This window comes from Sphingopyxis sp. LC81 (assembly GCF_000756375.1).
Taxonomy (GTDB): domain Bacteria; phylum Pseudomonadota; class Alphaproteobacteria; order Sphingomonadales; family Sphingomonadaceae; genus Sphingopyxis.
Genome location: NZ_JNFD01000007.1, coordinates 1 through 22752 on the forward strand (window position 1 = coordinate 1; position 22752 = coordinate 22752).

The window sequence follows — 22752 nt, forward strand, 5'->3', positions numbered from 1 at the left end:
CATGGTGGTTCCTTCGACTTGTTCAGGTCGAGGGAACCGTAATTATCTGGAGTGAAATCATGGAAAACCGAAGGAAACCTGCGCCTCGCGCCGCCACGCTCGACATAAACTGCGACTGCAAAGAATATGTGCTCGACTATCTGGCATCGAGCTTTCCGGTGCAGCTCTTCGAGCTTTGCAGCGACGGCGATGGAAATCTCTATTCCCGGCCTGCCTATGATGACGATGGCAATATGATCGTCAGCCGCGAGGCCTGCCGCCGCCGTGACGCGATGATCGAGAAGCTCGCTTCGTTGCCGCCGGTGCCGGGCGCGCTCGACCAGATCGTGCAACATTTCGGGGCGGATGAGGTCGCCGAGGTGACCGGTCGTTCGCGGCGTATCGTTCGGCGGACGGGCGAAGATGGCGAGGTCCGCTTCTCGGTCGAGAACCGGTCCGGCAGCGCCAACATCGGCGAAACCCACGCCTTCATGGATGATGAAAAGCGCATTCTCGTCTTTTCGGAAGCCGGCGGCACCGGGCGGTCCTATCATGCCGACCTCGGCGCGAAGAACCAGCGCCGCCGCATCCACTATCTGCTCGAGGCCGGATGGAAGGCGGATGCCGCGATCCAGGGTTTCGGGCGAACGAACCGCACGAACCAGAAACAGCCACCGATGTTCCGTCCGGTGACGACCGATGTGAAGGCGCAGAAGCGTTTCATTTCGACGATCGCGCGCCGGCTCGATACGATGGGCGCGATCACGCGCGGTCAGCGCCAGACCGGCGGGCAGAACATGTTCCGCGCGCACGACAATCTCGAATCCTTCTATGCGCGTGATGCGCTCCGACAGCTCTACATGTTGATCGTCCGGGGCAAGGTGGAAGGCTGCTCGCTGCTCGCCTTTGAAAGCGCGACGGGCCTGTCATTGCTCGATGCAGAAGGCGGGATTCGTGACGAGCTGCCGCCGATCACCACTTTCCTCAACCGCATGCTGGCGCTTACCATCGATCTCCAGGACATATTGTTCGAGGCCTTCGAAGGACTTCTTGTCGCGCGGATCGAGGCCGCGGTCGCCGCGGGCACCTATGAGGTCGGCCTTGAGACGCTGCGCGCCGAGAGCTTTCTCGTCACCGATCGCCGAACGATCTACACGCATCCGGGAACGGGCGCCGAGACGCAATTGCTCACGATCGAGCGCAAGAATCGCCAGGCGCCGGTAACGCTCGACAAGGCGCTCGACCTTCGCGGGAAGGACGGAGCGGCGCTGTTGGTCAACGCCCGCTCCGGCCGCGCAGCGGTGAGGATGCGGGCGCGCAGCCTCGTCGACGAGCAGGGAGCGGTCCATCGCCGCTTCCGGCTTGTGCGTCCAATGGAGACGACGGCGATCCTCGCCGATCAACTCGGGACGAGCCATTGGAAGGACGTCGAGCCCGATGCCTTCGCGATCGCCTGGAACGCCGAGCTCCGTGAGCTTCCCGAATATGAGACCGGGACGCTCCATATGGTCGCCGGGCTGTTGCTGCCCATCTGGCGGAGCCTGCCGAACGAGTCGACGCGGGTCTACCGTCTGCAGACCGATGCCGGCGAGCGCCTGATCGGGCGCCGTGTATCACCGGCATGGGCGGCGCGGATTGTCGATGATGGGCCCTCGAAGCTCTCGGCCGGGGACGCATGGGCGATGCTGCTTGCGGGAGATGCTGTGTTGCATCTCGCCGAAGGTCAGCGTCTCGCGCGGGTCCGGGCGATGAATGACTGGCGGATCGAACTCACCGGCTTCAACGATCTCGGTGTCGAGCGATTGAAGGCATTTGGCTTGATTTCGGAGATCGTCTCGTGGAAATTGAAGCTCTACGTGCCGGCAGGGGCTGCTGGTGCCGATGTGTTCGCGCGGCTCGTCGATCGGTTTCCGATTGAACGGGTCAACGACCGCAAGGCCGCCTGAAGGAGCCCCGCATGGAAAGCCCAGCCCGCGAAATCGCGCGTCGTCTTGCCCGGAATGCCGAAGCGGTGTGCCGTCACTATCTCTCGAACGGTCGCCGCGAAGGCCATTATTGGATGGTCGGAGATATGCACAATGCGCCCGGGCGGAGCCTTTACGTCCGCCTCGACGGTGGCGACGGGAATGCGCGGGCCGGCAAATGGACCGATGCGGCGAGCGGCGATCATGGCGATCTTCTCGACATCATTGCCGCAAACTGCGCGCACGCAGGCCTGGGCGAGACGCTCGCCGAGGCGCGGCGCTTTCTGAGTCTGCCGGCTCCGGAGGCGGCGCCCCGGAGGGCGCGGCCACGCCGGGCAAGTCCGGGAAGCCGGGAGGCGGCAGCGCGGCTTTGGGCGGCATCGAGATCCGTCGCCGGAACGCCCGTGCTGCACTATCTTGCGAGCCGTTCGCTCCGGCGCGGCGGCGATCTGCCTGCGCTCCGGTTTCATCCGCATTGCTATTATCGCCGGTCCGACGAAGATGCCGTCTCGGTCAAACCGGCCTGGCCCGCGATGATCGCCGCGGTGACCGATTTGGGCGGCTCGCTCATGGGCGTCCATCGCACATGGCTAGATCCTGCGCGGTCGACCAAAGCGCCCGTGGCCTATCCGCGGCGCGCGATGGGGCAACTCCTGGGTCATGGTGTCCGCTTCGGACTTGCCGGCGAGGTCATGGCCTTCGGCGAGGGACTCGAGACGATGCTGTCCCTGCGCGAAATCGCCCCCGCGCTTCCCCTCGTCGCCGGCCTGTCGGCCGCGCATCTCGCGGCGCTCGAATTTCCCGGACCGCTTCGCCGCCTCTATGTCGCGCGCGACAGGGACGCGGCCGGCCTTGCGGCGTTCGAGACGATCGCCGGGCGGTCGATCTCGCTTGGCATCGAGGTCCGACCCCTCGATCCGCGGTTCGACGATCTCAACAGCGACCTCGTCCGCATGGGCCGAAAGGATATGGCCGCCTGGGTCCGGAACCAGATGCAGCCCGTCGATGCGATGCGCCTTCTCGGGCGGTAAGCAGGCGCACAGTCGGCGAATGGGAGGGCGCGATCAGCCCGCGCTGGGCAACCGGGCGGTCGCTTCGCCTTTCAGGGTGCTTTCGACAAGGCCGGCCAGAAAGTCGGCGAAGGGCGCGATATTCTGTTCGCTGCTCGCTGCTTCCAGCGCGGCCATATAATCCTTGCGCCGTTCGACCGGGATGACCGTCCACGGATAGCCGCCGGCGGCGAGCATCAGGTTCATGAGGAAGCGGCCGGTTCGTCCATTTCCGTCCATATAGGGATGGATATAGACGAAGATGAAATGGCCGAGGACGACGCGGACCGGGGCTTCGGTTTCCTCGCTGAGCAGTTCGAAAAAGATGGGCATCGCGTCGCGCACCGCGTCGGGGCTGAGCGGCACATGGAGCGCCCCGCTCAGATAGACCTGCCCGCTGCGATAGCCTGCGAGATCCTTCGCTTCGACGAAACCGAGCTCGACATTGGGACTGAACATCTCGCCATACCAGTCGCCATGGTCGGCGTCGGCGACCTCGCCGGGATTGGCGCCGCCGACGACCTTGCGGACGCTTGCCAGAACCGCCTGATAGGCGAGCCAATAGCCGCGTGCCGCGAGACCGTTCTTGAGTTCGCGGTCGGCGGCATCGAGATCGGGATTCCAGACGCCGGTGCGCACCCGCTCGATCAGGTCGGCGCTCACGCGATACCCCTCGATCGACAGCGAATGATAGGCGTCGGTCACATAGACATCCTGAACGCGCTGAAGATAGGCCTCGACATCGGCGGGGAGCCCGGGCGCTTTGGGAAAGCGCTCGATGATCGGGCCTCGCATCGCCTCCCACATCAGGCGGATGCGCCCGGCATAAGGGGATCGTTCGCGAAGCGGCATTGCGTTGGCGAGCTTTTCCGTGAAGGGATCGACTTCGCGGACCTGATAGCCGGCGCGGTCCATGGTCTTGAGAATGTCGTCGGCGATCCGCCCGCGCCCGATGTTGCGAAAGGCGCCGGCGAGCCGGCCGGCAACGACGCTCTGCCCCTTCTGGAGCAGCCGCTCGAGCAGTTCCGACGCATCGCGGATCGTCCCGAGCGCTGCGCGCGCGTCGATCCTGTTCGCGTCGAAATAGCCCGGGCTCGCCGCGATCAGCGCGGCGGGGATCGAGAAGAGCCGAAGCCCGTCCTGCACGACGAGGTCGCTCGCCTCGGGAAGGGCGGCGCGCGTATCGAAGAGCGAGGTGCCGAGCAGCAGGCCGGTTGGCTTGTTTCCGGCCTTCGCGGCGCGAACGAGCAGTTGATGCGGCACGGTGCGGTTGCCGGTCTGGAGCGCAAGCGACAGCTCGGGGGTGAGCGACCAGTCGTCGCCGAAGCGGTCGGCGAGATATTGGGCGCAGAAGCTCCAATAGGCGGTGTACCAGATGCCGCTCTCGCCCTGCGCGCTTTCGGGCGGGCTGGCGATGTACCAGCCTTTCATCACGCTGCGCAGAAAACCGTGCTTGAGGAGCAGTTCGCGTTGGGGGCGATCGAGATCCTCGCTGCGGATGGCGATTCTACCCTTCTCCTGCAACTGGTGCAGCGTTTCGAGCGCATCGGCGAGCTTTTCTTGCGGGGTGGCCATGGTGCCTCCGGGGCTAGGTTTCAGGTTATTCTGCTGGATGGCTTTTAGGTTATCATGATGTGCGATTATTAGGTTATTTTGCAAGTCTAATTTTAGGTTTTTCCGATGATCCATATTTAGGTTATCATGTTCGATGACCTTTAGGCTATTGTGCTATATGATTGATCCCAAGAGTTAATTCATAGCTGCAGCCACGCGGGTCGCTGCCGGGCATCTTCGACCACATCTCATAGCCTCGCCGAATATCCGGCCGAGCCTGCCCCGAGCCGAGCCTTCGAATAGCGCAGCACCGGCCCCAAATTTCCCGATCAACGCCGCGCCGGGGACAAGCGGCTCGCCTTTGTTCAGCTGAAAAACAGGGCGATCGCACCCCTTTCCCGGGCAACCGCACCTCCGGCCTTCGCTGGAGGGCGACTGCGGCAGCGGGCGCGGGCCTCGCAATGGCTTGGCGTGCGGCTATTTTCCGCCGGGGCTGCGCCCCTTTGCATCGCGAAGCAAAATAGCCTGCGCCCGCCATCCTCCGCTGGCGCTTCGGCCGCCCGGGCTCTGCCCGCGCGGTGCGGACCCGCACCCGCCGCCGCAAAGGCGTCGCCGCGAAGGCCGCGAGAGGCGCGGCCCCTGGATGCGAGAAATGACATGACCGACCTGTCCGACTTTCCCGAACGCGGCGAACCGCACGAGCCCGGCTCCAGCGCCTATCTTCTCCAGGAAATGCAGCTTTACGGTCATCGCCCCTATGACGACGAGCCCGATGCACGGCCGCTTCCCGACGACCGGCTTGCCGGTGGCGCCGTCGCCGATATCTTCGACGCCATGGCGGGCTGTCTGATCGACACGCGCATCGAGCCCGATCTCGAAGATCTGCTCTGGAACATCGTCAATATCTTCCACCGCGCCGGTGAGCGCATCGAACGCGACCTCGATCGCAACGAGCAGGCGCAGCGCGAACAGCAGCGTGAGCAGGACGGCAGCGAAATCCGTTCGGTCGAACTCGAGCGCGCCATCGCCGAGGGCATCACGATGATCGAGCGCCGCGACACCATGGAATTTTTCCGCGAATGCGCCGCTGAACAATTCCGTCTCCATGCCCGCAAGGCCTGGATGCCGCGCACCGGATCGCGCGCGCAGCACAAGGCGATGACCGCCTCGATGATCGACAGCCGCGATTTTCTCGACAAAAGGCTGCGCGAGAAAGCCGCAGCGCTGATCCCCGAGGGAACCCGCGTGGCGTTCAGCGGCGGCCCGGCCTGCAACGATCATCAGCATGTCTGGGCGGCACTCGACCGCATCCACGCCCGCCACCCCGATATGGTGCTGATGCACGGCGCGACACCGACCGGCGCCGAACGCGCCGCCGCCTGCTGGGCCGACACCCGCCGCGTGCCGCAGGTCGCATTCCGGCCCGACTGGAACCGTCACAAGAAGGCCGCGCCCTTCAAGCGCAACGACCGGATGATCGACGCGATGCCCGCCGGGCTGGTCGTCTTCTCGGGCACCGGCATCCAGGACAATCTTGTCGACAAGGCGCGGGCGTTCGGCATTCCCGTCTGGGATTTTCGCGTGCCGCCCGCAAGTTGAGTGCGGATTTGAATGCAACACTGCTTGCCATCCGGCGAGCGGACTTACAGGGTGAGAATAGTCATGCGAAACGATCTCGATCATCTACCGCCGAACAAGCAGCGCGAGCTCGAGCGTGTGAAACAGATCATCTTCGAAGAATTCGAGGATGCGATCGCGCTCGCTACGATGGGCTGGAAGAAAAAGGGCCGCATCGACAAGCTCATCCTCTACGGCAGCTATGCGCGCGGCGGCTGGGTCGACGAGCCGCATACCGCCAAGGGCTATCGCTCGGATTTCGACCTCCTCATCATCGTCAACGACAAGCGCCTGACCGAACGCGTCGATTTCTGGCTGAAGCTCGAAGATCGGCTCATCCGCGAGCTCGCGATCGACAAGACGCTGCACACGCCGGTGAACTTCATCGTCCACACCTTGCAGGAGGTGAACGACGGGCTGGCGCACGGCCGCTATTTTTTCATGGATGTCGCGAAGGACGGCATCGCGCTCTACCAATATGACGAGAAGGAATTGCACAAGCCCAAGCCGAAGACGCCCGAGCAGGCGCTGGCGATGGCGCAGGAATATTTCGATGAGTGGTTTCCGGCCGCAATGCGGAAAGCAAAACTATCGCGAGATGCGGTGGATCAATCGTTCCACAAAGAAGCTGCGTTCCTTCTACATCAGACGACCGAAACGCTTTATCACTGCGTCCTATTGGTCTGCACCTTCTACACGCCCTACGTTCACAACCTCGGTTTTCTTCGCACCCAGGCCGAGCGCATCGATATGCGGCTGGTTAGTGCCTGGCCGCGCGAGACGCGCGCCGAGCGCGCGCGCTTCGAGAAGCTGAAGGAAGCCTATGTGAAGGCGCGCTACTCGAAGCATTACCGCATCACCGAGGAGGAACTTCTGTGGCTCGGCGGCTGTGTCGAGGAACTCGGGCGTGCGGTGCATGCGATCTGTTCGGAACGTATCGCCAAGCTTGAGGCGGAGTGCCGCCAAGCGTGATGGCCGCGGGCTAGTCCGCCGCGCCTTCGGCTTTTCGCAGCACCTCGGCGATCATCGCCGCCAGCGACTCTTCCGCCTGGATGCGGACAACATGATCTTTGGAATCGAGGTCGCGGCGTATCCATTGCGGAGCCCGTTCGATCGCGCGAAGGACGATGCTGGTCAGTTCATCGGTCATGCTCGCGCTATATCGCAGCGGCGCCGGCTCGCAACCGCCAACGACACTGGCGATCGACAAGCGGCTTCTTCTGCTAATCCCGGCTTCTGAAGCGCTTGAAGCGTTCCTTGGCCTCGACCACCTGCACCGCGATGTCGGCGTTCGTGCATTCTTCGCCGCGCGTCGAGCCGTCCTTGCACTCGGCGACGACCGTTCGCGCTTCCTCGATATGCGCCTCGAAATATTGACTGCTGCGCGGCTCGCTCTGCCCGCAGGCGGCAAGGCCGAGCCCGAGCAGCATGACACTGATATATCGCAATTTCATTCTCCACCTGATGGCCGGCCGACGAGCATAGCCTTCGCCGGAACTGCGGAAAGGAGAACTGGACCCAGATATGAAGCTATTTCCTTGGGAGCTTTATGCCCAATCCCGGCCATTCTGAGCCCGCGATGCGTGGCCCAACCAGCCCTTTGCAAAGGCGCCCATAGCCGTGGTCGGGCGCGTCCCATCTCGCACGGGACCTAACCGTCGCGGGAAACGTCAATATTTTGGGAACGCGAGAACCTGCCCCAGGCTCGTTCGCTGCCCCACCACAGGCCAGCAAAGCCGACCAGCGCGACCCCGCCCAGAATATGCCAGCCATAAGGTCCCATCGGCAGCAGGCCGATTGCGTAGCCAACGACCAGTCCCGCCATCGCAATCAGGAAAGGTCCGGTGAAACGGCAATGAGTCCGGCCGCAGCGTTGAGCGTTCAAGATGCAAGCGGCGCCCATGGAGACCAGCATGAGGGTCCAGATGACTGCGCGGGTAGTGGGTTCCAGCCACATGGCGGCCAGCATGGCCGCGCCCGGAATGCCCCAGAACATAACCATCGTGCGCGAGCTTCCCGACCAGTCTCTGGCGCCGCAGGCGGGACCGGAACCGTGCGGGCTGCTCATGCCATCTCACCGCGGGGATGCGGCCGAGCGATCCTAACCCGCACAGCACGATAGCCGTTTTACGTCCCGGTCGAATGTCTGCGCCGCCAGCTTCAGACCTTCGACGGTGGTCAGATAGGGGAAAATCGTCTCCGCCAGATCGTCGATCGTAAGACCGCAGCGGAGCGCCATGGCGGCGGTCTGGATGCTGTCCGCCCCTTCCGGCGCGAGGATATGTGCGCCAAGCAGTTTGCGGGTCCGGTCATCTGCAACCAGCTTGATCAGGCCACGCGTGTCGCGGGCTGCCAATGCGCGCGGGACGTTCTCGAGCGGAAGGATCGACGTTCGCGTCGCATATCCTGCCGCGATAGCCTGCGCTTCGGTAAGGCCGACACTGGCGACCTGCGGATCGCTGAATACAACGGCTGGCATGACCGAATTGTCGTACCTCAGACTATCGCCGTTCAAGGCGTTCTTGGCCGCGATTTTTGCGCCATAGGCCGCCATGTAGACGAATTGGTCTCGGCCTGTCACGTCGCCGGCGGCATAGACTCCGTGCGCCGAGGTTCGCATATGGTCATCGACAATGATTGTACCACTGGGTGCCTGTTTCACCCCAGCCTCGATGAGACCGAGGTCCTCCACATTCGGCGCGCGCCCGGTCGCCAGGAGCAGGCGCTCAGCGACGATCGTTTCGGCGACACCGTTGCGCAGAATGGTCAGCGCAGCGCCTCCTTCCGCCGTTTTGCGGACTGACTGATAGGCGAGATTGCCCACGATGGAGATGCCTTCGCTCGAAAGATAGTCGGTCAGTGCGGCGCCGATCTCTGGCTCCGCAGCGGGGAGAAGGCGGCTGCGGAAAACGAGCGTCACATTGACGCCGGCGCGGGAGAACATCTGAGCAAGTTCGACACCGACATAGCCGCCGCCGAGAACGATCATCGATTGCGGCAACTCGGTAAGGTCGAGCGCGGCAGTGCTGTCGAGTGCATCGACATCCGGAAGGCCCGGGATGGCCGGCAATGCCGGGCGCGTACCCGTCGCAATCAGGATCTTGTCGGCCGTGAACCGCTTTCCATCAGCCTCGACGCCATTTTCGACGATCCGGGCCCTGCCCTCATGATAGGCGACGTTATCATAGAGGGGCAAAAGGTCCGCATATTTCGCCTGGCGAAGGTTCGACACGAGCGTGGCCTTTTCGGCGATCACCTGGCCCCAATCAGCCATTCGCGCGCGGGCCTCGACACCCTGGAATCGCATCGGTGCGGCATTGGCGTGGTGGATGCTCTCGACCACGCGGATTAGCGCCTTGGATGGAACGCAGCCGACATTGACGCAGGTTCCACCGATGGTGCCGGCACCGATAACGGCGACTTCGGCTCCTTGCTCTGCCGCGGTGATCGCCGCCGAGAATCCCGCCGATCCGCCGCCGACGACGACAAGGTCATACTTCTTGTCTTGTGGGCGGCCGACCGGATTACAGCAATCGCTCATGATCCGCCTTTCACTTGCGGACTTTTGAAGGGTAGCCAGCGTTGGTGGTCGCCGCGACCAGCGCTTTTGTGCTCGTTTTGGCATCATCATAGGTAACCGTCGCGGTGTGCGCTTCGGCTGACACTTCGACGGCGGTCACGCCGGGAACGCGCGACAGGCTCTTTTTGACGACGGGGCCGCAAGTCACGCACGTCATATTCTCGACGGCCAGCGTGACGGTCCGGATTGCTGCAAAGGCGGGACCGGATGCGAACATCACAGCCACGGTTGCGAACAGGGCAAGCTTCTTCATGATGGTCTCCTTGTTCAAACTTCGAGGAATAGGGGGGCGAGATAGGGGAAGAGGACGGCGAGGCCGACCAGCGCCGTTGCAAGCCACAACGCCGTTTTTGCCAGGCGGTTGGAGGCAGGCGTGCCGCATTCGTCCGCCGCGCAGACTGCCTGCGGCCGACGATATATCTTCCAGAACCCGGCGGCCAGAAAGGCGATGGCCACCGCCAGGAAGATGGGCTGATAGGGGGCGAGCGCGGTCAGGTTGCCGATCCAAGCGCCGCTGACACCCAGCATGAAGAGCACCAGCGGGACGATACAACACGAGGCTGCACCAAGCGCGCCGAGACTTCCTCCGGCGATCGCAAACCACGCGGAGCGCCTGGAAGCCATTTTCGGCTGAGTCATTTTCTGTTCTCCGAATCACCTAGTTGACCCTAGATAGGATCTGTAGTGGCTACAGATACAAGAGGTATTTCAGCATGGATCGGAAAAATCTCGGGGACACGGCGCCCCGGCTTCCAATCGGGGTGCTGTCGCGGCGTACCGGGTGCAATATCGAGACCATCCGCTACTATGAGAAAGTCGGCCTGCTGCCGGCGCCGGCGCGCAGCGACGGCGGTCACCGGCTCTATGGTCATGGCCATTTCATGCGCCTCGGCTTTGTGCGGCGTGCGCGGGAACTGGGCTTCACGTTGGACGAGATCCGCGCGCTGCTACAGCTGGCCGAGGATCGCGACCGTCCGTGCGCCGAAGCGCGCGAGGTCGCCGTAGTCCATCTCGAGGACGTCCGCACCAAGATCGCGGATCTTCAGGCCATGGAGGCAGTGCTTGCCGAAACCGTTGTGCGATGCGCGGACGGCCAGACGCCGGAGTGTCCGTTGCTGGAGACATTATTCGGTTCGTTCGATCCGTCTGCGGGCAAGTGAGGGCCGTACGGGAATGTGCCGATCTCCGGTGGTTAGCCGCCGTCGGGCCGCGCTACCTCCGGTCGGCCATGCAGGCACGGCGCTTGAGCAAATCTCAATCTAGGCTTCCTTCCATTCTTGGTCTGTAAGCAGGCGGCTGAAAACGGTGCCATTGTCGACGCACAGTCAATCAAGAGGTCCGTTTGGCCGACCCGGCAGGTCGCGACGGTCCGGCCGGGGCCGCTGATATCCTGCGCGTGAACGAAGACCGGATGCAGCTGAGACGATACCGAGAGTTGCCAGCGGCTTGCGGTGTCCTGATATTGTGCGCCGCGCCGTCATAACAACGTCGCGCTTGTCGGGGCCGGTTCCTTCTTGGCGCGGCCGGCATGCCAAGGCTCGGCAGTGTGATTTATCAGCAGGCGTTCCGCCGGATATTGGCGGACCAGTTTCAGGGCTTCCTCCGCTGGGGCGTGGAGCCAGGCTTCATGATCTTCCGGGCTGAGGATGACCGGCATACGATCGTGTATCTCGATCATCTCGGGTACGGCATCGACCATGACCATCGTATAGCTGTCGCCCCATTCGTCCGTGGGGCGCCAGAATCCGGCGCAGGCGGCGAGGGGCTGGTCGGCGATACTGATCCAGGTTCGCGTCATCTGCCCCTCGGGGCCGACGGCTTCGGCGAAGGCGCTGATCGGAATCAGGCACCGATGCTTGGGCCGGACGAACCATTCGCGCCACATGCCATAGGGCGACATCAACTTGTCGTCGCGCGCGTTGTTGACGTGGGTCGGTTTGTTGGGTGCGCCCGTCTTCTTGTTCGTCGAGTGCCGCGGGAAGCCCCAGGTCATCGCGTCGATCTGCCGTGCGCCGGCGGCCTCGCGGACCACAAAGCCCGTGCCGCCCTTCCAGACGTCGCCCGGGCTCGCATTGGTCGGCTTGGGGCGCCGCGCCTTGAAATAGGATGCGACCTCGTCGACCGAGGCTTTGAGGGTGATCTGGTTGCACATCCTCGGCCCTTTCGCTTCTCAGGCGGCGCCGAGCAGCCCTTCGAGACTGTGCTGGATCGGCGGCATGATATTGAAGCTTCCTTCGGGGAAGGGGCGCAATATGTCTAGCGGCGGACGCTCCTGCAGCAGCCAGTCGACCCAGTCGTCCGGGTGGACGACGGCGACATGGCGGTCCTTGTGCGGAGCAAGATCGGGATAGGCCGGGACAGTGAGCGCGGCGAAGGCGTCCGGATAGTCGCGCGTGCCGCGCTGCCAGACGCCGGCAATGCAGAAGAAGGGCACATCGGTGATGAGGCTCGCCGCATAGAGCGTCTTGCCGTCGCGCTTGATGCCGAACTCGTTGGCAAGGATCAGGCACGGCTGTTCGATCCGGGCGGTCTCGGACTTGAGGAGCGGGATCTGCCCGATCTCGGGGTCGCGTGACTTCAGGCCCCAATGTGCCTCGATCTGGCGTTCCTCGTCGCCGTCCCAGATCATGATCCGGTGACCGCCCTTGCCGAGGCCCTGCAGCGAGTCGTCGAAATCCCTTTCCATCGTCTAGCTCCTAGCTCCGGTAGCGGCGGATCGCGCGCTTCCATTCGCGTTCGTCGACCAGCTCCTTGAGGCGGATCGCATCCTTGTCCCACGGGACCACCTCGAGGCGGAGCGGCTCGACGCGATAGCCCGCCTTCCACGCGCATTGCCGGCACCAGAAATGCCGGCACGCTTTACGAAGATTGTCGTCCCAGCCCTTCCGATGGAATCGATACCAGAGCAGTCCCGCATCGAATTTGGCGCGATGTCCGCAGCGGCAGACCGGCTGCACCGCATAATGCCAGATGGCCGCCTCGAAGATGTGCGTGGCACGCGGAATGCCGGATTTCGTATGCTGCACGTCACAGCGCCAACACCAGCTGGTTCGGATCGGCGATGGTCGATGCCTCTCCGTCGATGCGCGCGATCGTGAGTGCCAGTTCCTGCGCTGCCGCCTCGCGTATTGTTTCGGTCGGCGCGGTAAGGCCGACACGTGCCCATCCGGGTGCATCGAGGAGCGCGCGTGCGACTCGGTCGGGGTCGATTCTCGTCATGACGCGAACGAGAACATAAAAAGAACAAATGAGCAAGCCTTCGACGATGCCGTCGCCACCGGGGAAAGGCCCCGACCGACTGCAGCGACATCACCTGGACCACACTCCAAACGCTCGTAGCGAAATTGACGTCGGGCAAATGGAGCCGCTTGCCGCGCCGCAATTATCCTGTACGATCCAGCCTGCACATCGGCCGAAAGCCGGTGTGCGGCGGCGGGAGCTGCGATGATCCTCGAACGGGAGCAAGACATGACGACACCACCCTTTTATTCGCAATTCTTCGCGTGCCTGCACGATCAGGCCGGGCCAGTGGGCCATATTGGCCGCGGTACACATCATTCGGTGTTCCGAAGCATCCAATGGCGCGATATCGATGGCGATTTTCGCGACAGCGGACGTATTCATGACTTCGCGGTGATCTGGGACGAGGATCACGATACGCGCGTCGTCGAAATCGCCGAGCAACTGCACATGGCGGGACTGCTCTGGCCCGTCGTATTCATTGGCGAACGCAAGGGCATGCTGACGCTGCTGCTCTGGGCAGGCGTCGATCCGACCAAGGAACGCGCGGATTGGTTCGAACTTGTCGAGCATTTGGCGGATACGGTCGTCGAGAACGATGTGTGGAACGTCGAAATTGGCAGATTCGAGCGCGATCCTGCCAATCGCCGTCAGCTCACCGAGCCCGCTGAAATCATCGCCGGGGACGATAGCGAAACGGTGGCCTATCTCCAGGCCATCGACCTGTTGTGGCAACTCGGAGAAAAGAAGCGCTCGTCCTATTCGCCGATCGTCCTGTCGGACGACGACGCTGCGCGGTTGACATCATGAGCACGCGCAACGAACGGCGGCAGCGCAAAAAGCAACTTGGCCGACGTGTTCTCGATCACCCGGTGACGAAGCGGATGAAACGCAATCTCCGCGAAGGCGGCAAGGCGGCGACCGAAGTGTTTCGGCTGGAGGGCGAAACACCCGAACGGCATCTCTATTTCGATGTCTATTCGATGAAAAAATGGGCTGAAGCCCATGGGCAGCTCGTTGTCTCGACCCTCTGCTGGGAACGTGTCAACCGGATGCGATCGAACGGCGCAATCGATGAAGATCGGCTTGCGAACCATACAACCAAACAGCAAATGGAACCGATCATTATCGGTATCGACGCCGCCGGTCCTGGCGAAGACCAGATTCTCGATGGCTCCCACCGATTCTTCGCCTATGCGATGGCGGCATCCGCCGCGGGAATGGAGGGAGCGCCTCTGCCCCTTCCCGCATATGCGCTTGAACCCGCGGAGTGGCGTCAGTTCTTGATTCCACGGTTCATTGCCAAGGCAATGAGATTTGACGAGACCGACGATGATATGTCGGCTGATGTGGCGGACGGGTTTCGCGCTTAGCCTGGCTACCGCAGCGATGCGCATCATCGAAGGGCCGTGATGCGCTCTGGAGTTGCCGCGCCCGTCGTTGCAAGAGGCTGCGATGTCCGTCCCGCGCAAACATCATTATCTGCCCAAATTCTTCATGGCGCGCTGGGGGGACGCCGCCGGCCTCGTATTCGAATTTCGACGTCCGCGCGAAGCGCTGGTCGTCAAACATCGCCATCCTGCCGAGACCGGATATATTGTCGATCTTTATGCAAATGAGGTTGCGGCCGACCCGGCGACACGTCAGGCGCTCGAAATGCTGTTCATGCAGCAGGTCGACGATGGCGCGGCGGATGCGCTCGTCTGGTTGGAAACCGAGTGCCGCAAACCCGCCGATCCGCGACTTCGCGACGCCTGGTCGCGTTTTTTGATGTCGCTGCTTCACCGGTCGCCCGCGCGCGTGAAGTTTCTGAGTGCCAAGCTCGAAAATTATGAGGCAGGCAGCCTCAATCCCGACCTCGCCTCGAAATACAATGCTCTAAGAGGACCCGAGGACCCGCTCCAATTCGAGGAATGGCTTGCCGCGAGCGGACCGATCGCCCCCGAGCTCAAGGTGCGGCTGCTCATGCGGCTGATCGACAATCCGCGAATAGGGGAGGCGCTGAGCGGGATGATATGGGACGTCATCGCGTTCGATTCCCCGCGCTTTGGTTTCCTGACCGGCGATCAACCGATCATGATGAGCAATGGGGTCGGGACGCCGAATGGCTTTGTCCTGCTCGCGATCGGACCGAACAGCTTGTTCATTGCAGCAAACCGCCGCGAGGTCATCAAGGCATTTCGCAGTCAGCGGCCAAATGCGATCGAAACGGCGATCAATGATGCCTGTATCCGACAATCACATCATGTCGTCATCGCCCATCATGGCCAGCATCGAAACTTCGTCGATCGCCGCTTCCTCCGCGAGACGCTCGACGCCGGCGAAAGCGGGCATGTCACCTGGAAGTCACCGCTCGATCCATGACCGCATCGCGGATACGGATTTGACGACCCTCAATTCTTCGGCGCAATGATCACCCGGACTTTGAGTGGGCCGCCATGATCCTCAAGATCGCGCTCGATACCGACGGGGTTACCGATGCGGCACTCCGGGTCGTAGACGAAGCAGACAAGCGTTTTGCAGTCTGGATGTTTTTCATATCGTGCACGGTCAACGATCAGCTGCTCTCCAAGCTCCTTTGCCTTCAACGAAGGTCGCGTCTTCTTCACTTCGACCACGATCTGCTCCTTCTTGAGCAAGAAATCGACGCGCGCGCCGGCACCGGCGCTGCTTGGTGTTGTTTCTTCGCGCCTGACATCGTCGAAGTGAACGAGGAGCAAGGCGTGCATCAGGTCCTGCACGTCATATTCGTCATCGATCGCCATCGCCGTCCGGTCCGCATGGCGCGCCTGCAATTGCCGTGCAGCACGGTTGAAGCCAAGGCAGATGCGCTCGATGAGGCTCAGCACATCGGGCGTCCCCGCGTCGCTTTCCGCGTCGCCATATTCGCGTATCTCGTCGATCATCGAGGCGAGCACGGCGTCGGCTTTGGCCAGCCCGCGATGAAAGGAATCCGACCAGACGCTGTCCGGCGAACTGGTCGTCAGAACCTGGGGAGAATAGCCAATTGCTTCAAAGTCGGCGACGTTCCGGCTTTGGGGGCCAAATATGCGCTCGATCGCGATTTCAGTATCGCGGCGCCATTTGGTGAACTCGGGCGCCGATGTGTCCTTGTTGACGACGTCCTTGATCGCCAGTTTTTGCCGTTCGAGTTTGGCGATCGCCTGTTGCGCGTCCATTTCGTAAATCCCTGCTCATCGGCTGGGGCCGTGACCGATGTCATGACGCGGATAGCGGGCCTCAGGATTGCGCGACAGCCCCAAAGACCATGTCCGCGTTGGAGTGCCCCGGTTACTTCAGCAGTGGGGCAAACGATGTCGGTTCGTCACGACATGAGCGGTGGGGCACCTGTCTCGGGCCCATCCGAATTTTCTGCATCTGATCAATTTCACGCTCAGCGTGGCTTCGATTCGATGTCATCGATATGCACTTGCGAACCTGCGACTTTCCAGCGCACTTTCTGAACCATCCGGATCCAATTATTGTTGATGATCGGGGATGCTGCCCGCAGAGATAAACGGATGCGCGTTCGTGTCGCAGCGGGGGAGGGAAATGGCAGCGATAAGAGAGGTGGAGATCCGCAACTTCCGGGGGATTTCGCATCTGAAATGGCGACCGAGGCCAGGGCTCAATTGCCTGATCGGTCCCGGGGACGCCGGCAAATCGACGATTCTCGACGCCATCGAACTGGCACTCGGGTCGCGGCAGTCGTTCACCTTCTCGGACGCGGATTTCCATCGTTGCAATATCAGCGAACCGATCATCATCGACATCACGCTCGGGGGTCTGGATGACGAACTGATAAATCTGGAGGCTTACGGACATTTTCTTCGGGGCTGGGATTCACTGACCGGCAACATCGAGAACGAGCCGGCCATGCATCTCGAGACGGTCCTGACTTTGCGATTGACGGTTCGCGACGATCTCGAACCCCAATGGCTCCTTCACTCGGAAGGGGCGGGCGCCGAAGGACGCGAACGCAATCTTCAGTGGAAGCACCGTCAGAAGGTTGCGCCGGTTAGACTTGGGACGGTCGCCGCTCACCATATGGCGCTCGGGCCGCGTTCGATCCTCGGCAAGCTGTCAGCCGATGCCACGCAGGCTTCGGCGGCGCTCGCCGGGGCCTCGCGACAGGCGCGCCAGGCCTTTGCCGATCGGGGATGCGAGGGCGTGGAGCCCATTCTCGAAGCCTCCAAACGCATCGCGGACAATATGGGAATTCGCGTCGAGGAAGTGCGAGCGCTCCTCGATGTGAGGGGTGTGACTCTGTCGGGCGGGGCCATCGCGCTTCACGATGAAGACCATGTACCAATGAAAAGTCTGGGATCGGGCTCGATGCGCCTCCTTGTGGCCGGGTTGCAAAAGGAGGTAGGCCAGTCGTCGATTTTCATCATCGACGAGCTCGAATTCGGGCTCGAGCCGTACAGGATCGTCCGGCTGCTCGATTCTCTCGGCGCGAAAAATGATGATGGAAGCCAGCAGGTCTTCATGACTACGCACTCCCCGATCGTCCTTCGGGAACTCTCCGCCCCGCAATTGTTCACGGTCCGGACCGAGCGGACGACCTCCCCGCCCGCGCTGAGCTTCGACGACTTGATCGGAATGCCCGCAACGAAAGTCACTGCAAACGTCATTCGGCCTCTCGGCGGATCTGAGGAGGCCCAGAAGACTCTGCGGGCCTGTGCGGAAGCCTTTCTCGCGCCGAGTATCATTGTCTGTGAAGGCAAGACGGAAATCGGGCTGGTTCGCGGCCTCGACCTCTGGCTTCAGGATAGCGGCAACCGAAGCTTGTTGTCGCGCGGTTGTCATTGGGCGGATGGCGCTGGCTCCACGATGATGGAGCGGGCGCAAATCTTCGCGGCCATGGGCTATCGTACCGCGCTCTTCATGGACTCCGACGTCCAATATGCACATGACGTCTACGCCGGGCTCGCGGCGGCCGGCGTGGAAGTCGTCCGCTGGCAGGACGGCTTCTCCACCGAGACAGCCATCTTCGCCGGCGTACCAGCTGCCCGAATTCCCGACCTGCTCCGGATCGCGATGGACTGGCGGGGAGAAGATTCGGTCAATGCGCGGATTCAGCGGCTGAGCAACAATCGCTACAGTCTGCAGACTTGCCTGACGAGCTTCACGGAGGACATGCGCACCATTCTTGGCCAAGGTGCCGGGGAAGGGAAATGGTTCAAGGACATCGAACCGGCCGAGCGGGTGGCAAGAGAGGTGTTCGCCTTTGCTTGGAGCGATTCAGGCGCCGCCTTCACCGCGCCAGTCGCCCGGCTCATGCAGTGGGCAGGGGCTTGGGCTGTTCCCGTCGCGCCGGTGCAGACGGCCCTGATTGCCGGCTAGTGGTCGATGTCCCCCAGATTCTCGGCGCCAGCCGCGGCCATGTCGTAGCGCCTGCGGGATGCGGCAAGACCGAGCTGATCGCGCGCTCGGTAGCAACACCGGGACCGAAACCCACTCTCATCCTGACCCACACGACCGCGGGCGTTGCGGCCCTCCGTCAGCGTCTGAAACGCGACGGCGTTCCCGCCGGACACTACCGCCTCAACACGATCGCCGGCTGGGCCTTGAGCATGGTCTCGATGTTCCCGGAGCGCGCGGGCTTCCGGCAGGACCCGCTCGCGGCACCAAACTATGCCCAGGTCCAGTCCGCCATTGGCCGCCTATGCCAGTCGGGCAATGTTACGCGAGAGATCCAGGCAACCTACGGCCGTTTGCTGGTCGACGAGTATCAGGACTGCTCGGTTACCCAGCATGCGATCGTTTCGGGTATCGCCAATGCCATTCCGACCGTTGTCTTCGGGGACCCGATGCAGGCGATTTTCGGGTTCGGTGCGGATCCACTCGCTGACTGGCATTCCGACGTCACTGGGGCGTTTCCGGAGCTCGGCCGGCTATCCACGCCCTGGCGCTGGTCCAATGTGGGTGCGAACGATCTCGGACTTTGGCTTCTTGGCGCGCGCGAAACACTTTCGCAGGGCGCTCCGATCGACCTTCGAACCTGCCCGAACGGTGTATTCTGGCATCAGATCGGGTCGGATACCAATGCCACCATCGCCGAGCAAATTCGCGTTCAGTTCGAGATATCGAGGCGCAACACGAACGAAAGCATCCTGATCGTGGGTGATCCTATGCGCGCCGGTGCCCGGCACGATTATGCGAGTCGCGCAGCTGGCGTGAGTGTCGTCGAACCCGTGGATTTCCGGGACGTAGTGGGTGCTGCTGAGAATATGGACGGTCTGACAGGCGAAGCGCTGTTGCAGGCCTGTATCGCATTCCTCATCCTGGTCATGACGAATGTATATGGAGACCGCCTTCAGCAGCGGATTCAGTCGATCCGGGCCGGTCGCCATCGGTCGCCGCCAAATCCCCAGGAACTGGCCGGCATCGCTCTTTTCGAGCGAGGCGCATATCCTCAGGCGATTGCCTTCCTCAAAAGCATGGCCTCGGATCGTGAACGCCGGATATATCGGCATAGCGCGTTCGGCATAATGATCGAAGCATTGTCCATGGCCGCGAGCGGAAAGGTTGACCTTCGCTCGGCGATAGCGATGCTCCGCGAACGAAACCGGCAGGCGGGACGAATAGTGCCTTCGAAGGCCGTAGGCTCGACGCTGCTTTTGAAGGGCCTTGAGGCGCAGCATGTCATCATCCTGGATGCCGACCAGCCGGGCGCCGCGATGTCACGGCAGCATTTATATGTCGCTCTCACGCGAGGCGCCCGATCAGCTCATATTTTTTCGCGGCGCCCTGTATTACCGGCATAGGATTTCGTGGGTCACCGATGGAACGAACTGACAGGAATGAGAACAGATGAGCTGGTCTGCCGCAGTGACATTGGCGATAGCGGTGCTTGGCGCTGTCCTTGGTATCCTAAATACTTGGAACAGCATCAACGACCGGCGTGTTCGCATCCGGGTCGTACCCAAGTGGAGCCTGGCTCCGGGCTTCAGCGGCATGGCCATAGAAGTCGTAAACCTGAGTGCATTTCCTGTTACCATCTCGGAGATCGGTTTTACCATCGGGCGCAGCCGGGGCTCCTTGCCGCGCCGTATCGCGTTGGCAGCGCAATCATTCGTTGATGGGACCGAGCTTCCGATTCGGCTGGAACGTCACGCATCATTCAGCGGGACGTTCCATGTTCGCGGATTGGAAGAACATGACATCCGCAAAGCCTATGCTCTGACGACCTCAGGCGTGATCAGCTACGGCAAAAGTCCAGCACTTCAGCAATGGATAGCGGACTCGAATCACAAAGGTTGAACCGTTCGATCTGGCTTGCAGGCGGCGACATCGAGCAAGAGCCCAGTTCTGAGGTCATACGTTCGGCCCGCCGCTTCCGATCAGCCAGCCTCATTGCAGCCAGAAATCAGGTATCCGCAGCACTCGGGATGCCTCTTCAGCGCGATAGCCGCTGGTCGTGTTGCGATAATCGTCGGCGGCAACCAGCCGGCGCGATCCGAGGTTGAGCGTGAAGCGACCGGCCTGGAATCCGAGCTTGGAGCCCGGCCCGAAGGCCTCCGGCACATCATAGCCGACATAGGCCTGCGCCAGTTCGAGCGTGTTGACCTCGTTCGTGGAGATCGTCGGACTCGTTGAAGCCCGTGCGTGGCTGGCCCTCGATCGTCTCGTAGCGCAGGCGCGTATTGGCGCTCAACGTCAGGCCGTCTTCGGCGTAGGCAGGGCTCGATAGGGGCAGCAACGTCAGGAACGAAAAACGCTTCAAGCAAACCTCCTCATCCCCGCAATGGCAGGGATCAAAAGGCAACGCTTGAGCGCACGCTGCGCTTGTCCGGGAGGTTGCTTCGCCCCGGTGATAGAAGACTAGATCGACTTGGGTGCAATCACAAGCGAGATGAGACGGGCTATCCTGAATGACGGCTTGCGTGCGATCACACCCGAAAGCCGCCGGTCCGCAATCGGCCGGCCGTCAAGCGCCCGGCAATTCCGCCAGCTGCGCGGGAGTGGCAACCGGCTCTTGCCGATCTTTGCGTTCCGAATAGCGGTCAACGAGCTGGTCGGCATGGCTGCGCGTAAGGACGGTGAAGCGGACAAGCTCCTCGGCGACGTCGACGATCCGGTCGTAATAGCTCGACGGCAGCATGCGGCCGGCTTCGTCGAACTCCTGCCAGGCCTTCGCCACGCTCGACTGGTTGGGGATGGTGATCATCCGCATCCAGCGGCCGAGGATGCGGAGCGTGTTGACGCTGTTGAAGGACTGCGACCCAGCCGACACCTGCATCACCGCGAGCGTGCGCCCCTGCGTTGGACGGAGGCCTTTATAGGCGAGCGGAAGATGATCGACCTGCGCTTTCATGATACCGGTTATCTGTCCATGGCGCTCGGGGCTGCACCAGACCTGGCCTTCGGACCAGATCGAATGCTGCCTGAGTTCCTCGACCGCCGGATGATCGTCGTCGGCGATCTGGTCAGGGAGCGGCAAGTCGGACGGGTCGAAGATGCGTGTCTCGCAGCCGAAGAGCTGGAGCAGGCGCGCCGTCTCCTCGACGACGAGCCGCGAATAGGAGCGCTCGCGCAACGAGCCGTAGAGCAGCAGGATGCGCGGCGCGGGATCGAGCGGGCCGAGGCCGAGCGCGGGCTGCGCGCGAAGATATGCCGGGCTGAGCGCCGGGAGATGGTTCGGGTCCGAGAGTGTTCGAAGGCGGCTGTGGGTCTGTTCTGTCATGATACTCAGGCTTGTGAAGGCGTGGTGGCCGGGAACCAGCGGCGCCCGAGGCGAAAGGCGACGCCGACGAGCAGGATGAGGACGGGCACTTCGACGAGCGGGCCTATGACGGCGGCGAAGGCCACCGGCGAAGCAAGGCCGAAGGCGGCGATCGCGACAGCGATCGCGAGTTCGAAATTATTGCCCGCGGCCGTGAAGGCGACTGCCGTCGTGCGGGGATAATCGGCCTCGATCAGCTTCCCCATCCAGAAGCTGATGAGGAATTGCACGACGAAGTAGATGGTGAGCGGGATTGCGATCCGGACGACGTCGGCAGGGATGGTGACGATCTCGCCGCCCTTGAGGCTGAACATCGCGACGATCGTGAACAGCAGCGAGACGAGCGTGATCGGGCCGATCCTGGGCAGGAAGCGCGTCTCGTACCATTCATCGCCTTTCGCGCGGGCTAGGAAGCGGCGCGTGAGATAGCCAGCGAGGAAGGGGATGCCGAGATAGATGAGCACGGCCTCCGCGATCGTCCAGAAGCCTACATCGATGACGCTGCCTTCGAGGCCGAAGAGCGGCGGCAGCACGGTGAGGAAGAACCAGGCATAAACGCTGAAGAAGAGTATCTGAAAGATCGAGTTGAAGGCGACGAGCGCCGCGACATATTGATTGTCGCCCTTGGCCAGCTGGTTCCACACGATCACCATCGCGATGCAGCGGGCGAGCCCGATCAGGATCAGGCCGGTCATATATTCGGGCCTGTCCGCGAGGAAGATGACCGCGAGCGCGAACATGAGCACGGGTCCGATAATCCAGTTCTGGATCAGCGAAATCGCCAGAACGCGCTTGTCCTCGAACACGCGCGGCAGTTCATCGTAGCGCACGCGGGCGAGCGGCGGATACATCATCAGGATGAGGCCGATCGCGATCGGGATGTTCGTCGTGCCCACCGACATGGCATCGATCGCGGCAGGCAGGCCCTTGAACAGCGATCCCAAGAGGACGCCGAGCGCCATCGCGAGGAAGATCCAGAGCGTCAGATAGCGGTCGAGGAACGACAGGCGTTCGCTCTTTGCGGCGGCGGTCATTACGCTC

General features: G+C 62.3%; 26 protein-coding genes. 11 read left to right on the forward strand and 15 right to left on the reverse strand.

The genetic code is table 11. From position 1 onward, the window contains the following. Nucleotides 1-1925, forward strand: a 1925-nt coding sequence (locus FG91_RS04045) for a strawberry notch C-terminal domain-containing protein (RefSeq protein WP_443027729.1), incomplete at its 5' end; no start/stop codon positions are given. Between the two features lie 11 nt (nt 1926-1936). Then, the gene (locus FG91_RS04050) at nt 1937-2974 is read left to right on the forward strand and encodes a DUF7146 domain-containing protein (RefSeq protein WP_037512362.1); all 1038 of its coding nucleotides are present in this window, start codon (nt 1937-1939) and stop codon (nt 2972-2974) included. 33 nt (nt 2975-3007) lie between these two features. Here the strand turns inward: FG91_RS04050 and FG91_RS04055 are convergent, their stop codons facing one another. Then, the gene (locus tag FG91_RS04055; RefSeq protein ID WP_037512365.1) at nt 3008-4567 is read right to left on the reverse strand and encodes a Fic family protein; all 1560 of its coding nucleotides are present in this window, start codon (nt 4565-4567) and stop codon (nt 3008-3010) included. A gap of 636 nt (nt 4568-5203) precedes the next feature. On the opposite strand from FG91_RS04055, the gene FG91_RS04060 reads away from it, so the two are divergent. Both FG91_RS04060 and FG91_RS04065 read left to right on the forward strand, forming a co-directional pair. Further along, nucleotides 5204-6145, forward strand: a complete 942-nt coding sequence (locus tag FG91_RS04060) for a DUF2493 domain-containing protein (RefSeq protein ID WP_052187293.1) — start codon at nt 5204-5206, stop codon at nt 6143-6145. A gap of 63 nt (nt 6146-6208) precedes the next feature. Beyond that, a complete protein-coding gene (locus tag FG91_RS04065; protein WP_037512368.1) occupies nt 6209-7135 on the forward strand; it encodes a nucleotidyltransferase and HEPN domain-containing protein in 927 nt (308 codons plus the stop codon). Nucleotides 7136-7145: 10 nt separating this feature from the next. On the opposite strand, the gene FG91_RS22170 is transcribed toward FG91_RS04065, so the two are convergent. The 6 genes from FG91_RS22170 to FG91_RS04095 form a co-directional block, all read right to left on the reverse strand. Continuing rightward, a complete protein-coding gene (locus FG91_RS22170; RefSeq protein WP_162835109.1) occupies nt 7146-7313 on the reverse strand; it encodes a hypothetical protein in 168 nt (55 codons plus the stop codon). Between the two features lie 73 nt (nt 7314-7386). Beyond that, nucleotides 7387-7617 (reverse strand): EexN family lipoprotein, encoded by a 231-nt coding sequence (locus FG91_RS04075; protein ID WP_235211935.1) that lies wholly within the window; start codon nt 7615-7617, stop codon nt 7387-7389. 197 nt (nt 7618-7814) lie between these two features. After that, on the reverse strand, nt 7815-8231 hold the full coding sequence (locus FG91_RS22235; RefSeq protein ID WP_200878401.1) for a hypothetical protein: 417 nt from the start codon (nt 8229-8231) through the stop codon (nt 7815-7817). Between the two features lie 33 nt (nt 8232-8264). Beyond that, nucleotides 8265-9704 carry a mercury(II) reductase gene (gene merA, locus FG91_RS04085; RefSeq protein WP_037512381.1) on the reverse strand — a complete coding sequence of 480 codons (1440 nt, stop codon included), beginning with the start codon at nt 9702-9704 and terminating at the stop codon, nt 8265-8267. A gap of 10 nt (nt 9705-9714) precedes the next feature. After that, nucleotides 9715-9996 (reverse strand): mercury resistance system periplasmic binding protein MerP, encoded by a 282-nt coding sequence (merP, locus tag FG91_RS04090; protein WP_037512747.1) that lies wholly within the window; start codon nt 9994-9996, stop codon nt 9715-9717. Between the two features lie 14 nt (nt 9997-10010). Continuing rightward, complete coding sequence (locus tag FG91_RS04095; protein WP_037512382.1) at nt 10011-10382, reverse strand: mercuric transporter MerT family protein; 372 nt, start codon at nt 10380-10382, stop codon at nt 10011-10013. A 74-nt stretch (nt 10383-10456) separates the two neighbouring features. On the opposite strand from FG91_RS04095, the gene FG91_RS04100 reads away from it, so the two are divergent. Then, nucleotides 10457-10903: a MerR family transcriptional regulator gene (locus tag FG91_RS04100; RefSeq protein WP_037512383.1), complete on the forward strand. Its 447-nt coding sequence runs from the start codon at nt 10457-10459 to the stop codon at nt 10901-10903. Nucleotides 10904-11220: 317 nt separating this feature from the next. On the opposite strand, the gene FG91_RS04105 is transcribed toward FG91_RS04100, so the two are convergent. The 4 genes from FG91_RS04105 to FG91_RS04120 are packed head-to-tail and all read right to left on the reverse strand — an operon-like array spanning nt 11221 to nt 12962. Beyond that, nucleotides 11221-11895, reverse strand: coding sequence for an SOS response-associated peptidase (locus tag FG91_RS04105; RefSeq protein ID WP_037512384.1), 675 nt, complete (start codon nt 11893-11895; stop codon nt 11221-11223). An 18-nt stretch (nt 11896-11913) separates the two neighbouring features. Continuing rightward, nucleotides 11914-12429 carry a hypothetical protein gene (locus FG91_RS20830; RefSeq protein ID WP_052187294.1) on the reverse strand — a complete coding sequence of 172 codons (516 nt, stop codon included), beginning with the start codon at nt 12427-12429 and terminating at the stop codon, nt 11914-11916. 10 nt (nt 12430-12439) lie between these two features. Continuing rightward, nucleotides 12440-12769: a hypothetical protein gene (locus FG91_RS04115; RefSeq protein WP_037512386.1), complete on the reverse strand. Its 330-nt coding sequence runs from the start codon at nt 12767-12769 to the stop codon at nt 12440-12442. A gap of 1 nt (nt 12770) precedes the next feature. Next, nucleotides 12771-12962 carry a DUF6771 family protein gene (locus tag FG91_RS04120; RefSeq protein WP_037512396.1) on the reverse strand — a complete coding sequence of 64 codons (192 nt, stop codon included), beginning with the start codon at nt 12960-12962 and terminating at the stop codon, nt 12771-12773. A 225-nt stretch (nt 12963-13187) separates the two neighbouring features. Between FG91_RS04120 and FG91_RS04125 the strand changes: the two genes are divergently transcribed. The 3 genes from FG91_RS04125 (at nt 13188) to FG91_RS04135 (ending at nt 15347) form a co-directional block, all read left to right on the forward strand. Continuing rightward, entirely contained in the window at nt 13188-13793 is a 606-nt protein-coding gene (locus tag FG91_RS04125) for a hypothetical protein (RefSeq protein WP_052187295.1), read from the forward strand. Next, on the forward strand, nt 13790-14356 hold the full coding sequence (locus tag FG91_RS04130) for a hypothetical protein (RefSeq protein ID WP_037512398.1): 567 nt from the start codon (nt 13790-13792) through the stop codon (nt 14354-14356). Before FG91_RS04125 ends, FG91_RS04130 begins: the two co-directional genes overlap by 4 nt. A gap of 82 nt (nt 14357-14438) precedes the next feature. Next, complete coding sequence (locus FG91_RS04135; protein WP_037512400.1) at nt 14439-15347, forward strand: DUF4238 domain-containing protein; 909 nt, start codon at nt 14439-14441, stop codon at nt 15345-15347. 29 nt (nt 15348-15376) lie between these two features. Here the strand turns inward: FG91_RS04135 and FG91_RS04140 are convergent, their stop codons facing one another. Then, nucleotides 15377-16162: a hypothetical protein gene (locus FG91_RS04140; RefSeq protein ID WP_037512404.1), complete on the reverse strand. Its 786-nt coding sequence runs from the start codon at nt 16160-16162 to the stop codon at nt 15377-15379. A 373-nt stretch (nt 16163-16535) separates the two neighbouring features. Here FG91_RS04140 and FG91_RS04145 point away from each other — a divergent pair, with 373 nt between their 5' ends. Genes FG91_RS04145 through FG91_RS21640 form a run of 3 tightly spaced genes read left to right on the forward strand, consistent with a single transcriptional unit; the run spans nt 16536 to nt 20249 of the window. Next, nucleotides 16536-18329 (forward strand): ATP-dependent nuclease, encoded by a 1794-nt coding sequence (locus tag FG91_RS04145; protein ID WP_052187324.1) that lies wholly within the window; start codon nt 16536-16538, stop codon nt 18327-18329. Next, nucleotides 18329-19753 (forward strand): UvrD-helicase domain-containing protein, encoded by a 1425-nt coding sequence (locus FG91_RS04150; protein WP_037512406.1) that lies wholly within the window; start codon nt 18329-18331, stop codon nt 19751-19753. The genes FG91_RS04145 and FG91_RS04150 overlap by 1 nt, the downstream gene beginning before the upstream one ends. Before the next feature lie 46 nt (nt 19754-19799). Next, complete coding sequence (locus FG91_RS21640) at nt 19800-20249, forward strand: hypothetical protein (RefSeq protein WP_152567997.1); 450 nt, start codon at nt 19800-19802, stop codon at nt 20247-20249. Between the two features lie 90 nt (nt 20250-20339). Here FG91_RS21640 and FG91_RS22570 read toward each other — a convergent pair whose 3' ends face one another. The 3 genes from FG91_RS22570 to arsB all read right to left on the reverse strand — a co-directional run bounded on the left by FG91_RS22570 (nt 20340) and on the right by arsB (nt 22745). Further along, entirely contained in the window at nt 20340-20513 is a 174-nt protein-coding gene (locus FG91_RS22570; RefSeq protein WP_443027730.1) for a hypothetical protein, read from the reverse strand. A 403-nt stretch (nt 20514-20916) separates the two neighbouring features. Then, on the reverse strand, nt 20917-21672 hold the full coding sequence (gene arsH / locus FG91_RS04155) for an arsenical resistance protein ArsH (RefSeq protein ID WP_037512408.1): 756 nt from the start codon (nt 21670-21672) through the stop codon (nt 20917-20919). Nucleotides 21673-21677: 5 nt separating this feature from the next. Further along, nucleotides 21678-22745: an ACR3 family arsenite efflux transporter gene (gene arsB / locus FG91_RS04160; RefSeq protein ID WP_037512410.1), complete on the reverse strand. Its 1068-nt coding sequence runs from the start codon at nt 22743-22745 to the stop codon at nt 21678-21680. Nucleotides 22746-22752: the final 7 nt, after the last annotated feature.

Bases quoted from the DNA above. Each gene is read 5' to 3' on its own strand.
- FG91_RS04100 (WP_037512383.1), top strand. From the start codon at position 10,457: ATGGATCGGAAAAATCTCGGGGACACGGCGCCCCGGCTTCCAATCGGG.
- arsB (WP_037512410.1), bottom strand. From the start codon at position 22,745: ATGACCGCCGCCGCAAAGAGCGAACGCCTGTCGTTCCTCGACCGCTAT.
- FG91_RS04095 (WP_037512382.1), bottom strand. From the start codon at position 10,382: ATGACTCAGCCGAAAATGGCTTCCAGGCGCTCCGCGTGGTTTGCGATC.
- FG91_RS04105 (WP_037512384.1), bottom strand. From the start codon at position 11,895: ATGTGCAACCAGATCACCCTCAAAGCCTCGGTCGACGAGGTCGCATCC.
- FG91_RS04075 (WP_235211935.1), bottom strand. From the start codon at position 7,617: ATGAAATTGCGATATATCAGTGTCATGCTGCTCGGGCTCGGCCTTGCC.
- merP (WP_037512747.1), bottom strand. From the start codon at position 9,996: ATGAAGAAGCTTGCCCTGTTCGCAACCGTGGCTGTGATGTTCGCATCC.
- FG91_RS04130 (WP_037512398.1), top strand. From the start codon at position 13,790: ATGAGCACGCGCAACGAACGGCGGCAGCGCAAAAAGCAACTTGGCCGA.
- FG91_RS20830 (WP_052187294.1), bottom strand. From the start codon at position 12,429: ATGGAAAGGGATTTCGACGACTCGCTGCAGGGCCTCGGCAAGGGCGGT.
- arsH (WP_037512408.1), bottom strand. From the start codon at position 21,672: ATGACAGAACAGACCCACAGCCGCCTTCGAACACTCTCGGACCCGAAC.
- FG91_RS04140 (WP_037512404.1), bottom strand. From the start codon at position 16,162: ATGGACGCGCAACAGGCGATCGCCAAACTCGAACGGCAAAAACTGGCG.
- FG91_RS21640 (WP_152567997.1), top strand. From the start codon at position 19,800: ATGAGCTGGTCTGCCGCAGTGACATTGGCGATAGCGGTGCTTGGCGCT.
- FG91_RS22235 (WP_200878401.1), bottom strand. From the start codon at position 8,231: ATGAGCAGCCCGCACGGTTCCGGTCCCGCCTGCGGCGCCAGAGACTGG.
- merA (WP_037512381.1), bottom strand. From the start codon at position 9,704: ATGAGCGATTGCTGTAATCCGGTCGGCCGCCCACAAGACAAGAAGTAT.
- FG91_RS04055 (WP_037512365.1), bottom strand. From the start codon at position 4,567: ATGGCCACCCCGCAAGAAAAGCTCGCCGATGCGCTCGAAACGCTGCAC.
- FG91_RS04065 (WP_037512368.1), top strand. From the start codon at position 6,209: ATGCGAAACGATCTCGATCATCTACCGCCGAACAAGCAGCGCGAGCTC.
- FG91_RS04135 (WP_037512400.1), top strand. From the start codon at position 14,439: ATGTCCGTCCCGCGCAAACATCATTATCTGCCCAAATTCTTCATGGCG.
- FG91_RS04050 (WP_037512362.1), top strand. From the start codon at position 1,937: ATGGAAAGCCCAGCCCGCGAAATCGCGCGTCGTCTTGCCCGGAATGCC.
- FG91_RS04060 (WP_052187293.1), top strand. From the start codon at position 5,204: ATGACCGACCTGTCCGACTTTCCCGAACGCGGCGAACCGCACGAGCCC.
- FG91_RS04145 (WP_052187324.1), top strand. From the start codon at position 16,536: ATGGCAGCGATAAGAGAGGTGGAGATCCGCAACTTCCGGGGGATTTCG.
- FG91_RS04125 (WP_052187295.1), top strand. From the start codon at position 13,188: ATGATCCTCGAACGGGAGCAAGACATGACGACACCACCCTTTTATTCG.
- FG91_RS04120 (WP_037512396.1), bottom strand. From the start codon at position 12,962: ATGACGAGAATCGACCCCGACCGAGTCGCACGCGCGCTCCTCGATGCA.
- FG91_RS22170 (WP_162835109.1), bottom strand. From the start codon at position 7,313: ATGACCGATGAACTGACCAGCATCGTCCTTCGCGCGATCGAACGGGCT.